The organism is Shimia sagamensis (assembly GCF_900182745.1).
Classification (GTDB): domain Bacteria; phylum Pseudomonadota; class Alphaproteobacteria; order Rhodobacterales; family Rhodobacteraceae; genus Shimia; species Shimia sagamensis.
The window spans coordinates 830,952-842,614 of record NZ_FXTY01000001.1 but is presented as its reverse complement, the minus strand read 5'-3'; the positions used below and the strand labels follow the sequence as shown (position 1 = coordinate 842,614).

Below are 11,663 nucleotides of genomic sequence, written 5' to 3'. Positions count from 1 at the left end.
TTGGACGGCACTTAGCGTTTCCTCAGGTCGTATGAGACGTGCAAACTGGACGTGAGCCGGGTGTCCGCACCCGGCTGAAAATCAGATAAAAACAGCCGATCTCCATGTTTTTGAGCTAGGCGCGGAGCCAACACCCCGAGAATCAACGCCCATTTGCCTCGATTAAACACGCCAAAACACTGGTTCACCAAAAAACGCCCTTCGATGCTGCGCATTGCAGACCGTGTAAGTGGAAATTCCCACTCAGCATCAGACTGAAACGGACGGAAAAGCGCTCGGAACACTCGAATTGGCACCCAGGTTTGGCAGGGGTCATAGGTGATCATCTGGCCACCGGGAGCCAGCTTGTTCTGAGCCGTCGCAAGCAACACATCAATGTAGCGAAAATGATGCACCACGGCGTGCGCATAAATCACATCAAAATCATTGTCAGTGGTTTCTGGGTCGAGAAAATCGGCTTCAATGAAATGCCGGGTGGGCGAGTCACCAATCCGTTTGCGCAACTGATCCAGCTGCATGCCGCTCAACTCCACGGCATGATATTCTTTGGCATTGGCTGCCAAATAGCCACTGAGAGGCGAGCCAGCACCAGCCCCAAGATCAAGCACTTTTTTGTCGGATAGGATTCCTAGCCAGGCTTTGTGTGTGTCGTAGACCACGGCACGTGCCTCACGAGACACTGCCACCATCGCGCGGCGACGAAGGCGGGACCACAGGTTGGTAGCAAAAGAGTTAACCGGAGAAATCCATCCGGCGCTTGTGGCCTCATAATAGGCCTTCTGCTGCACATTCACCTGCCGCATTTCTTGGACAGGATCAGGTCCTTTGTCCATATGGGACACTTTCTCAAATCAGGTCGACCGCAAAAAAGTGCGGTCAAAAAATCTATGCCATGCAGCTTAGATCAATTTGACCGCCCGATCACCTAAAGATTTGAGTGTCGCACTTTCTCCCAGCTTAATCGCTTGGCGCAGTTGCCAGCATGCTCTCGCGCTTGGCGAACTCGGCATACCAGCCCGCGAGCCCATCACGGCCCTTGCGCCAGTTGCGATCATCATGGCGAAAATCGAGGTAACCCAGCGCGCAACCAACAGCGATCTGCCCCATGTCCAGCGGGCCAAACAGATGGCTCATCCAACGCTCGTTAAGCGCATCCAGCGCGCCTTCAACCTTGCCCCATTGCGCGTTGAGCCAATCATCAAAGACAATTTCTGCGGGGCGCAGACGTTTTTCGTAAACCATCAACACGGCCGCTTCGAGAACACCATCCGCGGTCGCTTCAAGCGTCAGCACATCCCAAAGGCGGTCTTCGGGGTACAGGTCGGCACCGGCTCGGGTCACCAGATAGCGGCAGATCACACGACTGTCGTAAATCGCGGGGCCGTCCGGGCGCACCAGCGCGGGAATTTTGCCCAGCGGATTGGCCGCCGCAGCTTCATCAGCGGTTTTCAAAGCCGTGGTATGCACGCGAGTCAGTTCGACATCGTCAGTCTGATTGGTCTCCGCCAAAGTGACGCGCACCTTGCGCACAAAGGGTGAGGCCGGGGAATGGATCAATTGCAATTTGGACATCTCGGTTACTCCGTGTCGGGGTCGGCAAAAGGGGATTGCATCAAGGCGGCGAGTTCGCGGGCCTCGCTGCCAAAACCATAGGCAGCCATTTGATCTGCAGCGGCGTGGCGCGCCTCGGTTGGTTTGTTTTGGCCCAGCTTCCAGGTGCCCTGCACATCCTCGATTGTCAGGCGATACGGCACAATCATGCGAAGCATACGCTCAAAACTATCGCCGCTCATTTTGTCACGAGTCCAAGGCTGCTTTGGCAGAAGGTTGGCCTCAAAATGCGCGGAGAGGCGGTCCAAAAGGTCGGGGAAATCATCTTGTGGCAGCGGTGAAAGCTGGCCGGTGAGATGTACAGAGACATAGTTCCAAGTTGGGACTTGATCGGCGGCCCCGTACCAGTCTGGTGAGACATAGCTGTCCGGGCCACTGACCACCAAACGCGCAGGCGTCTCAGTGCGGACGATACGGGCCATTGGGTTGGAGCGCACCAGATGCAGGTCCACGGAGTCGCCATCTTCAGACAGCAAAAACGGCACGTGGCTGATCATTGGCGCACCGTCGGGTGCAGAAATCGCCAACACACCAAAGCCTCGCTCTTTGGCAAAGGCCAGGTTTTTGTCCTCTGCGGTGCCACGAAAGGCTGGATTGGGATGCATGATACGCGCCTCGTCACTACTTTGGCGCGATCGTGCAGGGGCGATTACGGATTGGCAACCGCTATTGCACGCTCAAACCGCACCGGTACATCACCTTCGCGCCACATCGGCAGTTTTGGCATGATCGCGGCAAAACGTTCAGACACGATGAAAGCCTCCAGCCAACGGGACAGGTTGAGGCCAGCATCGGCATCAAAGCGGGCTTTGTTGATAAAAGCGAACTGACGCACGAAAGGTAGAATCGCCATATCCGCCAGGCTGGGTGTGTCGCCAAACAACCAAGGCTTCTCGCCAATCTGTTGATCCAGTGTGCCTAATAATCGCATGGCTTTGGCGCGCGACTCCTCCGGGTCAAGGTCTTGATATCGTGTGTGGTATTTGGTGTGGTCCAGCGCAGCTTTGAACGGACCATCCGCCTCCGAAATCAGGTCATGGCCTGCTTCCGGCATGTCCAACCACGCTTCCGGGTCACTTTGCTTAAGCGCCCAGATCATCACATCCAGACTTTCATCAATCACCAGCGCGTCAGCTTTCAGACACGGCACCGTGCCGCTTGGCGAGGTCTCCAAAAAGGCCGGAGCTTTATCGCGCAGCAGAATTTCCCGCAGCTCCACCACCACGCCGGAGGCTGCCACCGCCAATCGTGCGCGCATGGCATAAGGGCAGCGACGAAAGGAATAGAGAATTGGCAATTCAGACATCTTGTTTTCTCTTTCCGGAAATATCTCGGGGGTTTGGGGGCTGGCCCCCAAGCGCTTAGGCCACCAGTTTTTGCCCACGCACATCAAGAATCGAAGCGGTCACAATGGCGCCTTCCTCTTGTGGTACATCAAACGTGACTTCGGTAAACTGTTCCGTGCGCCCCATGTTCGGATTTTCCATCAGGATATGATGGGTTTTGCCAAGCTGCGCCGCCAGATGCTTCTCCACCTGCGCTGCTCCGGCTTCGCGCAGCTGCGCGGCGCGGGCTTTGATCACTTTGCCATTCACCTGACTAGGGATTTTGGCTGCGGGAGTGCCATCGCGTTTCGAATAAGGGAAGACGTGCAGCCAAGTGAGGTCACACTCGCCCACCAGCTTCAGCGAGTTTTCAAAATGCGCGTCGGTCTCGGTTGGGAAACCCGCAATAATATCCGCACCAAAGGTCATCTCTGGGCGCAGCTTTTTGGCCTCTTCACAAAACCGGATAGCGTCGTCGCGCAAATGGCGGCGGGCCATGCGTTTGAGGATCAGGTCATCGCCATGTTGCAGGCTCAGATGCAGATGCGGCATCAGGCGCGGCTCCGACGCGATGGCCAGCATCAGGTTTTCATCTACCTCGATGCTGTCAATCGAGCTGATCCGCAGGCGGGGCAGGTCTGGCACCAGTTTCAGGATGCGCATCACCAGATCGCCCAGCTTCGGTTGCATCGGCTGATCCGCGCCCCAGCTGGTCAGGTCCACACCTGTCAGCACAACTTCGTTGAAGCCTTTGTCCACCAGACGTTTGATCTGATCAACCACCACACCAGCTGGAACCGAGCGGGAATTGCCGCGGCCATAGGGGATGATGCAGAAGGTGCAGCGGTGATCACAGCCGTTTTGCACCTGTACATAGGCGCGTGAGCGGGTGCCAAAGCCATCAATCAAGTGACCGGCGGTTTCCGTCACCGACATAATGTCGTCGACCTGCACCTTTTCGGTCTCACCAATGAAGTCGGCGGCCATGCCCTGCCATGTGGTGGGGTTCATTTTTTCGGTGTTGCCAATGACCTTGTCGACTTCGCCCATGGCGGCGAACGTCTCGGGCTCGACCTGTGCGGCACAGCCGGTGACAATGATCTGCGCATCAGGATTGTCGCGGCGTAGGCGGCGGATTTCTTGGCGGCTCTTGCGCACGGCCTCTGCGGTCACAGCGCAGGTGTTCACGATCACAGCGTTTTCCAGACCGGCAGATTGCGCCATGTCTTTCATCGCCTCGGACTCGTAAGAATTCAGGCGACAGCCAAGCGTGGTAAACTTTGGCGGGGAGGCGGTCATTTGTGCCGCTCCAAGAATTCAGGTGTGAAACTGCCTGACATGACGTGTTCGGTTTCGCCAGTCATCCAGACGCCATCTTCCGCCCAGTTGATCCACAGTGTGCCGCCGTCCAGATCAATCTGAACTTCGCGCCCTGTCAGACCACGACGGGCGGCAGCCACGGCAGTGGCACAGCTAGAAGAACCAGACGCCAAAGTGGTGCCAACGCCGCGCTCCCAAACCCGCATACGGATGTGGTTTTCACCAACGATCTGCGCGATCTGTACGTTGGTGCGCTCGGGATACAGCGGATGGTACTCATGCGCCGCGCCAAAAGCTTCGAGGTCCACGCTGTCCACATCCTCCACAAAGAAGGTGCAGTGGGGATTGCCCATGCCGGTCGCGGTGGGCGCACCTTCGATGGGCAACTCCAGCGTCTCCATTTCGTGCGCCAGAGGCACCTCCTCCCAGCGTAGTTGCGGATGTCCCATGTTCACGGAGACCAGTCCGTTACCGGCCTCGCGGGCAACCAATGTGCCGCGATCTGTGGTGAGTGTCAGCGACTCAGCACCCGACTCATTTATTAAGTGTCGCGCGATACAACGGGTGGCATTTCCACAGGCTGCTGAGGTTGAGCCATCCGCGTTGTAAAACGTCAGATGCGCGTTGGCGTTGCTGCCCTTCTTGCCAAGGGTGATCACCGCAAGCTGATCAAATCCCACACCTTTTTGTCGGTGCGCAATGGCCATTATCTGGTTTTCAGTCAGCGCTAAGGCGCGCGCGCGGGCATCTACAACGACAAAATCATTGCCCAGCCCATGCATTTTCATGAACGCCAAAGGGGTTTCAACACGTGTATCCATTGGGCGCATATACGCCCGTTGAACATCCTTTTCCAGTATGGCGAAATTTTTCTTGAGAATCGGCTTGACCCCTTCGGTCAGTCGGCTTAGTAACCGCGCACCAACACAGAGAGTGGGCCGTTAGCTCAGCTGGTAGAGCAACTGACTTTTAATCAGTAGGTCGATGGTTCGAACCCATCACGGCTCACCACTTTCAAACAAAACCCCGCCAATGGCGGGGTTTTGTTGTTTCGGGACATAGCAGAAAAAGACTCCTATGCGACGTTTTTCAGTTGCTTGGACTGACAGCCTATCTCGATCTTGGCTCGCAGATTTCAGATTTTGTCATCGCGCTCAGTCCGGCGCAGAGCTTGGCTCACGCGGAAATTGCCTGGCGATAGACCCCGGGAACGTGTGCGCAAAACAGGGGTTTGTTCAGACGTGCCACCGGTAGCTTCACGCGCAATAATAAAGAGACCACTGGCCACAATGACAGCCGCCCCAAGAAGAGTTGCCATGTCCGGGGTTTCATCAAAGAGCAGCACGCCAAAGAACACCGCCCAGATGATCTGTGAATATTGCATGGGGGCCACCAGAGCCGCCTCACCAAGGGTGTAAGCCGACACCATCAACAAAGTGGCGACGAAGCCAAAGACGGCCACGACGGCAAACCCGGCCAAATCAGGCCCTGCGACAGGTTGGTACACAAAGACCATAGCGACGGACATCACCACTACGCTGATCAACAGCGGATAAAGCATCAACACAACGCGACGCTCATCTTGGCCTATTTTACGTACGATTACGGATTGCAGAGCTGCCGTACCCGCAGCCACCAAAGCAGCGAGATGGCCAAGATTAAGGTCAGTCGCACCGGGGCGCACGACGATCATGACGCCGACCAAACCCACAAGCACGGCCAGCATACGCCAGATACCCACTTTTTCGCCAAGAACGGGAATGGCCAAGACCGTGACCAAGAGCGGAGTGGAGAACAGCAGCGCGTAGACCTGCGCCAAGGGCAAAACGGAGAAGGCGTAAAAGGCTGCGGTTGGGCAGATCACAACGCAGAGCGATCGCAGCGCAACCCACCACGGGTGTACAGGGCGCAGGTTGCCATGTGTGGGGTCGCGCACCAGCATCAAGGTGATCAGCGGAAAGCTAAACAAGGCCGAAAAGAACACAATCTGAAATGGCGAAAACGTTGCACCGAGGTGTTTCACCACAACATCATGAGTCGAATAGATCGCAAAGGCCAGCAGGGCCAGCAGGGTCGCTTTCAAATTCATGGGACTTCTCCGCGCCTGATTGCGCTAACGGATTGCACTCTCCGTTGTGTGCCACGCGCCGCGTCAAAAGGGAAGCGGCGCGTGAAGAGCTAGAAGTAACTGCGCACCAAACTGCCTGCAATCAGGCTCCAGCCATCCGCAATTACGAAAAACGAGAGCTTAAATGGCAAGGACACAATGGCAGGGGGCACCATCATCATCCCCATGGACATCAACACAGCGGCAACCACCAAGTCGATGATCAGGAACGGCAGGAAGATTAGGAAGCCAATTTGAAATGCGCGGGCGATTTCTGACAGCATGAAGCTGGGCACCAGAACCGACAACGGCGCATCAGGGCCTGGGGCCGTGTCCACGGTGTCAGGGCGCAAGGATGCCAGGTGCGTGTAAGTGTCCGGGTCCAGGCGCGCGGCCATAAATTGACGGAAGGGTTCCGCGGTCAGCTCAAAGGCAGTTTCAATGTCGATCAACTCCGCCATCAGGGGTTCCACCCCTGTGGTCCAGGCCTGGGTGAACACTGGCTCCATGACATAATAGGTCAGGAACATCGCCAGAGAGACCATCATCATATTGGGCGGCGACTGTTGCAAACCAATGGCCTGTCGCAGGATCGAGAGCACCGTCACGATGAAAGGGAAACAGGTGACCATGATCGCAATCCCCGGCGCAAGGCTGAGGACCGTGATCAAAAGGAATACTTGAATGCTGCGTGCCGTCAGCGAGCCGTCTTCGGTTATCGGAAGGGACAGATCCTGCGCTGCGGCCGGATCTGCCATAAAGAGAAAGACGGTCGAAAAGGTGACGGCAAGAAATGCCGCGCGGATCATCCCAAGCGGCTTTCGAATTCTGCCACTTCGGTCAGACGCACGGCCAGTTGGCCTTCTTGTCCACCTTCCATTTCTTCGAGCTCGCCACGTGCGATGAGTTTGTCGCCCACATAAAGTTCGACCGGATCATCCACACGTTTGTCGAGTGCCAGAACGGAATTTTCATTCATGTTCAGCAGATCGCCAATAAGCGGGCGCGCCTTGCCGACAGAGATGGTGATCTCCACGGGCACAGAGGTGAACGGGTTTCCGGAATCGGGTTTGAGAGTTGGATCAGCCATTCTGGGCCTCCTTGCGTGTTTCATGTGTGAACGCGGTCATGGCGCCAGCGACGGCTTCCAGAACCTCGCTGAGATCAATCAGGCGTTCGCGTTGGGCAAACTCAAAACGCACCTGGCCTTCTGCCAGGCTTTCGTCGCGCACCACCTCAACAGGCAGCTTTTTGTCTTCGGGCATCACATCAATGACCGGCTGGTAACAGTCCGGCGCCGTGGACAGCACCACGGGCGTCTCGCTGTTTTCGCGCACAATCTTGTTCAGCTGCTCCACGGCCAAGGCACCAACCGCCTGTCGGGCCAGCTCTGGCAGGACAGTCATAATGGCCTTTTCCACCGTCGGGGCGAGGTCTGCGAGAATTGCCTCCCGAGCCTCGTGGTAGGTGAAGGACAAATCATTCAAACGACCGGCAAGCGCTGCAGACACGCTGGCGTGCTCCTCAGATTTGGCGCTGATTGCGTCATCCCAGCCCGCTTTGTAGCCCTGCTCAAATGATTCGAGCATTTCGTCTTCATTGCCTTCATCCGGAACTGCGATTGGTTCAGGCTCTGGTGCATTGATGCCGCCAAAATCTTCAAACAAATGTGAAATCGACATCAAGCTTCCTCCCGATCATCCAACCAGTGGCGGAGAATTTCGACGGTTTCTTCTTTGCGATCGCTGATCAGGCCACGCAGACGGTCTGCGGCGTCAGATTGTGACATACCGCCACCATCGCCGCCCAGCGCCGGCAGGCCGCCGAGATCTGGCAAACCACCTACTTCGCCGCCCATATCGCCTATGCCCATTGCCATGCCCATATCGGCACCGCCCATTTCGCCCATCATTGGCGCCATGGCCGGGAAATCATCGTCACCACCAAAGTCAGGCAGCATTGGGGCGTCCCCCAGTTCGTTGAGCTCACGGTTCCCGTTACCTGCCAGCAATGGGCGCACAACAAACAACCCAAGGACCAGCGCTACGATGGCCAGAACAGCGGTTTGAATGATCGACATCAGATCCAGTTCCATGCCTTTGAACATGGAGGATTCCGCGGTGGTGCCCATTGGCAGAACCGGCTGGAAGTTCATCGACTTCAAGGTGATGACGTCACCCCGATTTTCATCAAACCCAACGGCAGAGGCCACCAGTTCGCGCAGAGCCTCAAGTTCAGCGTCCGGGCGGGGTTCCACCACGGGCTCACCAAGATCGTTCTCGGTTTGCGTGCCATTGACCAAAACCGCAACGGTCATACGTTTTACCGCACCCGGTTGACGTAGAATCTCACGTTGGGTCTCAGAGACTTCGTAATTGATGCGCTCACGTGTTTCGCGGTTTTGATTTGTGGAGCCAGAATTCTCCGCAGCATCACCATCAGGCAAATTGGAAGCCACGGTCACCTGACCGGACGCATTCTGGGAATCGGTGCTGCGCTCTTCAGTGTCTGTGCTGATTGCCACCCGGCTGGCTGGATCAAAAATCCGTTCTGTGATGGATTCAGTTTCGGTCACAGTTTCAATGCTGACTTCAACAACCGCATTTCCCGGACCAACCCGCGCTTCCAACATACGTTGCACGGCAAGGCGAGTTTCTTCTTCCTTGTTGTCACCCACTTTGGTGGTGGTTTCATCAGCCACGCCAACAAGACCGCCGCTGCCATCAATAACAGCGACATCCTCTGGAGAGAGGCCGGATACGGCTGAGGCCACAAGGAATCTCAGGGCCTGGGCGTGTTTGTTTGGCAAATCCCCGGCAGGCGTGGTGATCGTCACGGAGGCGGACGGTTTAATATGCCGTTGAAATGGGTTTGAAGACGCATTGGCAATATGCACGCGGGCTTGGCTGATTAAAGGGCTGACAACAATGGTGCGGGCCAGCTCACCTTCTTTGGCGCGCCAGTAAGCGGCATCAAACATTTGCGAAGTGGTGCCAAAGCCGGACAGCGAATCGAGAAGCTCATAACCCTGAGTCGTGTTAGCGGGCAAACCTTCGCTTGCGAGCGTCATACGCAACTCGTCGCGCATGCCGTTGGCCACATAAATTGAGCCGCCGCGCACTTCGTAAATCGCGCCGCGTTGTTCAAGGGCCGTCACAACCTCGCCGGCGGCACCGCTTTCCAAACCGCTATAAAGAAGGGACATTCCTGGTTTTGTGGCGACCCGACCCAATGACAATACGGTCGCAAAAACTGCAATGGTGGCCAACACGACGATCACCCGTCGCCGCATGTCCATACCTGTCCACATATTCAAAAATTGTTGCACGTCTGTTCTCCGTGGGATCGCGCTTTCTGCACGACCGTCACAAACTGTTTCCCTCAACAGGCTTAACAATCGGTTAGTTTCTGTGTGGTTGAAGTTGCAGGGACAAAGAATTTGGAACCTGCGATGACTGACGAAACTGTCGAGACAGAGGGCGCACAGAAAAAAGCGTCAAAACTCCCTTTAATCATTGGGCTTGTGCTGGCTTTGGCTGGCGGCGGTGGCGGTTTCTATGCCGTCTATTCGGGCATGATATTGGGAGATGATTCCGCTGAAACGACCGAAGAATCGGCGCCAGCAGAAGAGATCAAAGCTCTACCCGACGTGGTCTACGTCGGCATGGACCCTCTTATTGTTTCACTGACGTCCAGTGGCGGGGCCGACTATCTGCGTTTTCGTGCGCAACTAGAGGTGCCCAGCGACCACCAGGAAGAAGTTGAACGGGTGTTGCCGCGGGTTGTGGATGTGCTGAACGGCTATCTGCGCGCGCTCAACACATCGGACATCGAATCGCCGGACGCGCTTGTGACCTTGCGGTCGCAAATGTTGCGCCGCGTGCAAATTGTAACCGGACCTGAACGTGTTTCTGACCTTCTGGTCATGGAATTCGTATTGAACTGAGGAGTGTCGAGATGAACTTGATTGCAGATATCTTGTTGGTAGCCGGTGCCCTTGGGGCAGGCATTTATTGTTTTGTTCTGGCGCGGCGCCTTTCGAAATTTAATGATTTGGAATCCGGCGTTGGTGGCGCCGTGGCCGTTTTATCCGCACAAGTGGATGACATGACGCGCACGCTTAAGGCCGCACAGGTCACAGCCGGAAAGTCTACGGAAAGACTCGAAGCTCTGACCCAGCGCGCCGAAGGGGTTTCTAAACGCCTTGAGCTCATGATGGCGGCAATGCACGACATCGAAGACGCAAAACCTGCAAAAGCCAAAGCTGCGTCAGAAGCGGAAACAGCCGCTCCAGAAGCCGCCAAAGAAGAGGCAGCGGTTGCTGAGGCTGTGTCGGATGAGGTCGAAATCGGAACATCTGTGGAAACAGCAGACGACGAAGATTGGGCCCGAATTCAGGCAGAAGCCCTTGCAGCGGAGGAAGCCAAGTTGATCCGCCGCGCCAAGAAAAAGGCTAAGAAGAAAGCCCAGAAAAAGGCGGCCATGGCTTTAGCTGCAATGCAGGCGGAGGCCACGCCAACGGCACCTCAGCCATCGGCCAAGGCCAAAGAACCGGAAGCCGGCCCAATATTTAAACGCCACGTCGCCTAACTGGAGCGTATGCGATGAAAAAAGATGCCAAAAAATCCCGCGCCAAAGCGGCGGCCGAAACGCTGACCAAGCCGGTTGCTCCGGCTGCAAAGCCAAAGGCCAAGAAAAATGCACGCCGGAAACAGTCCAAAGGAAGTCTGTTTCTGATTGCGACGTTTTTGATTGCTTCCGCCACTGTGCGTGTGGGCATCAGCGCCAACGAAGCCATGGCGCGTGAAGAGCCGCTTTTTGACTCGCCGCTTGCCAATATGGCAAAGCCGGAAAGCTGCGAGCCGCCTGAAGATCTGCGCGAGCTGATGGCCGTATTCAAAGAACGCGAGCAGCGTATTGAGCAGCGCGAATCTGAAATCAAAAACCGCTTGCAAGCATTGAATCTTGCAGACGGTGAAGTGTCCCGCAAACTGGCTGCTTTGGAAGACGCGGAAGGGCGCTTGCGCGGCCTGATAGCGCTGTCGGAGACTGCCGCCGAAGACGATCTTCTGCGCCTCACCCAAGTGTATGAAACGATGAAACCCAAAGATGTGGCAGCTCTGTTCGAAGAGATGGACCCAAAATTCTCTGCTGGTTTCATCGGACGCATGAAGCCGGAATCCGCTGCGGGCATCATGGCTGGAATGACCCCAGACGCCGCTTATACAATCAGCGTTATTTTGGCCGGTCGGAACGCAAATACACCCACCGAATGAGAACTTGTTAACCGGCGCCGGCCT

At 56.1% G+C, this 11,663-nt stretch carries 14 protein-coding genes and 1 tRNA gene; 4 read left to right on the top strand and 11 right to left on the bottom strand.

Annotated features, from left to right (window positions below; translation table 11 throughout):
• Positions 1-11: 11 nt before the first annotated feature.
• The 6 genes from QOL67_RS03945 to dapF form a co-directional block, all read right to left on the bottom strand.
• Positions 12-833 carry a class I SAM-dependent methyltransferase gene (locus QOL67_RS03945; protein WP_283424635.1) on the bottom strand — a complete coding sequence of 274 codons (822 nt, stop codon included), beginning with the start codon at positions 831-833 and terminating at the stop codon, positions 12-14.
• A 124-nt stretch (positions 834-957) separates the two neighbouring features.
• The gene (locus QOL67_RS03940; RefSeq protein WP_283424770.1) at positions 958-1,563 is read right to left on the bottom strand and encodes a glutathione S-transferase; all 606 of its coding nucleotides are present in this window, start codon (positions 1,561-1,563) and stop codon (positions 958-960) included.
• 14 nt (positions 1,564-1,577) lie between these two features.
• Positions 1,578-2,216 carry an FMN-binding negative transcriptional regulator gene (locus tag QOL67_RS03935; RefSeq protein WP_283424634.1) on the bottom strand — a complete coding sequence of 213 codons (639 nt, stop codon included), beginning with the start codon at positions 2,214-2,216 and terminating at the stop codon, positions 1,578-1,580.
• A 44-nt stretch (positions 2,217-2,260) separates the two neighbouring features.
• Complete coding sequence (locus tag QOL67_RS03930) at positions 2,261-2,917, bottom strand: glutathione S-transferase (protein ID WP_283424633.1); 657 nt, start codon at positions 2,915-2,917, stop codon at positions 2,261-2,263.
• A gap of 55 nt (positions 2,918-2,972) precedes the next feature.
• Positions 2,973-4,235: a tRNA (N(6)-L-threonylcarbamoyladenosine(37)-C(2))-methylthiotransferase MtaB gene (gene mtaB, locus QOL67_RS03925; protein ID WP_283424632.1), complete on the bottom strand. Its 1,263-nt coding sequence runs from the start codon at positions 4,233-4,235 to the stop codon at positions 2,973-2,975.
• On the bottom strand, positions 4,232-5,086 hold the full coding sequence (gene dapF / locus QOL67_RS03920) for a diaminopimelate epimerase (protein ID WP_283424631.1): 855 nt from the start codon (positions 5,084-5,086) through the stop codon (positions 4,232-4,234). Before dapF ends, mtaB begins: the two co-directional genes overlap by 4 nt.
• 105 nt (positions 5,087-5,191) lie before the next feature.
• Between dapF and QOL67_RS03915 the strand changes: the two genes are divergently transcribed.
• Positions 5,192-5,267 (top strand) — tRNA-Lys (locus tag QOL67_RS03915).
• A gap of 124 nt (positions 5,268-5,391) precedes the next feature.
• On the opposite strand, the gene QOL67_RS03910 is transcribed toward QOL67_RS03915, so the two are convergent.
• The 5 genes from QOL67_RS03910 to fliF all read right to left on the bottom strand — a co-directional run bounded on the left by QOL67_RS03910 (position 5,392) and on the right by fliF (position 9,691).
• Positions 5,392-6,345 (bottom strand): DMT family transporter, encoded by a 954-nt coding sequence (locus tag QOL67_RS03910; protein WP_283424630.1) that lies wholly within the window; start codon positions 6,343-6,345, stop codon positions 5,392-5,394.
• An 89-nt stretch (positions 6,346-6,434) separates the two neighbouring features.
• The gene (gene fliP / locus QOL67_RS03905; protein WP_283424629.1) at positions 6,435-7,172 is read right to left on the bottom strand and encodes a flagellar type III secretion system pore protein FliP; all 738 of its coding nucleotides are present in this window, start codon (positions 7,170-7,172) and stop codon (positions 6,435-6,437) included.
• Positions 7,169-7,453, bottom strand: coding sequence for a FliM/FliN family flagellar motor C-terminal domain-containing protein (locus QOL67_RS03900; protein WP_283424628.1), 285 nt, complete (start codon positions 7,451-7,453; stop codon positions 7,169-7,171). The genes fliP and QOL67_RS03900 overlap by 4 nt, the downstream gene beginning before the upstream one ends.
• A complete protein-coding gene (locus QOL67_RS03895) occupies positions 7,446-8,045 on the bottom strand; it encodes a FliH/SctL family protein (RefSeq protein WP_283424627.1) in 600 nt (199 codons plus the stop codon). The genes QOL67_RS03900 and QOL67_RS03895 overlap by 8 nt, the downstream gene beginning before the upstream one ends.
• Positions 8,045-9,691: a flagellar basal-body MS-ring/collar protein FliF gene (fliF, locus tag QOL67_RS03890; protein ID WP_283424626.1), complete on the bottom strand. Its 1,647-nt coding sequence runs from the start codon at positions 9,689-9,691 to the stop codon at positions 8,045-8,047. Before fliF ends, QOL67_RS03895 begins: the two co-directional genes overlap by 1 nt.
• Before the next feature lie 123 nt (positions 9,692-9,814).
• Here fliF and QOL67_RS03885 point away from each other — a divergent pair, with 123 nt between their 5' ends.
• The 3 genes from QOL67_RS03885 to QOL67_RS03875 are packed head-to-tail and all read left to right on the top strand — an operon-like array spanning position 9,815 to position 11,639.
• A complete protein-coding gene (locus tag QOL67_RS03885; protein ID WP_283424625.1) occupies positions 9,815-10,309 on the top strand; it encodes a flagellar basal body-associated FliL family protein in 495 nt (164 codons plus the stop codon).
• 11 nt (positions 10,310-10,320) lie between these two features.
• Positions 10,321-10,953: a hypothetical protein gene (locus QOL67_RS22020; RefSeq protein WP_346770596.1), complete on the top strand. Its 633-nt coding sequence runs from the start codon at positions 10,321-10,323 to the stop codon at positions 10,951-10,953.
• A gap of 14 nt (positions 10,954-10,967) precedes the next feature.
• The gene (locus QOL67_RS03875; protein WP_283424624.1) at positions 10,968-11,639 is read left to right on the top strand and encodes a MotE family protein; all 672 of its coding nucleotides are present in this window, start codon (positions 10,968-10,970) and stop codon (positions 11,637-11,639) included.
• Positions 11,640-11,663: the final 24 nt, after the last annotated feature.

What these genes read in the sequence shown, in the direction of transcription:
- mtaB (WP_283424632.1), bottom strand. Translation starts at nt 4,235, where the DNA reads ATGACCGCCTCCCCGCCAAAGTTTACCACGCTTGGCTGTCGCCTGAAT.
- dapF (WP_283424631.1), bottom strand. Translation starts at nt 5,086, where the DNA reads ATGCGCCCAATGGATACACGTGTTGAAACCCCTTTGGCGTTCATGAAA.
- QOL67_RS03875 (WP_283424624.1), top strand. Translation starts at nt 10,968, where the DNA reads ATGAAAAAAGATGCCAAAAAATCCCGCGCCAAAGCGGCGGCCGAAACG.
- QOL67_RS03900 (WP_283424628.1), bottom strand. Translation starts at nt 7,453, where the DNA reads ATGGCTGATCCAACTCTCAAACCCGATTCCGGAAACCCGTTCACCTCT.
- QOL67_RS03910 (WP_283424630.1), bottom strand. Translation starts at nt 6,345, where the DNA reads ATGAATTTGAAAGCGACCCTGCTGGCCCTGCTGGCCTTTGCGATCTAT.
- QOL67_RS03935 (WP_283424634.1), bottom strand. Translation starts at nt 2,216, where the DNA reads ATGCATCCCAATCCAGCCTTTCGTGGCACCGCAGAGGACAAAAACCTG.
- QOL67_RS03895 (WP_283424627.1), bottom strand. Translation starts at nt 8,045, where the DNA reads ATGTCGATTTCACATTTGTTTGAAGATTTTGGCGGCATCAATGCACCA.
- QOL67_RS22020 (WP_346770596.1), top strand. Translation starts at nt 10,321, where the DNA reads ATGAACTTGATTGCAGATATCTTGTTGGTAGCCGGTGCCCTTGGGGCA.
- fliP (WP_283424629.1), bottom strand. Translation starts at nt 7,172, where the DNA reads ATGATCCGCGCGGCATTTCTTGCCGTCACCTTTTCGACCGTCTTTCTC.
- QOL67_RS03945 (WP_283424635.1), bottom strand. Translation starts at nt 833, where the DNA reads ATGGACAAAGGACCTGATCCTGTCCAAGAAATGCGGCAGGTGAATGTG.
- QOL67_RS03930 (WP_283424633.1), bottom strand. Translation starts at nt 2,917, where the DNA reads ATGTCTGAATTGCCAATTCTCTATTCCTTTCGTCGCTGCCCTTATGCC.
- QOL67_RS03885 (WP_283424625.1), top strand. Translation starts at nt 9,815, where the DNA reads ATGACTGACGAAACTGTCGAGACAGAGGGCGCACAGAAAAAAGCGTCA.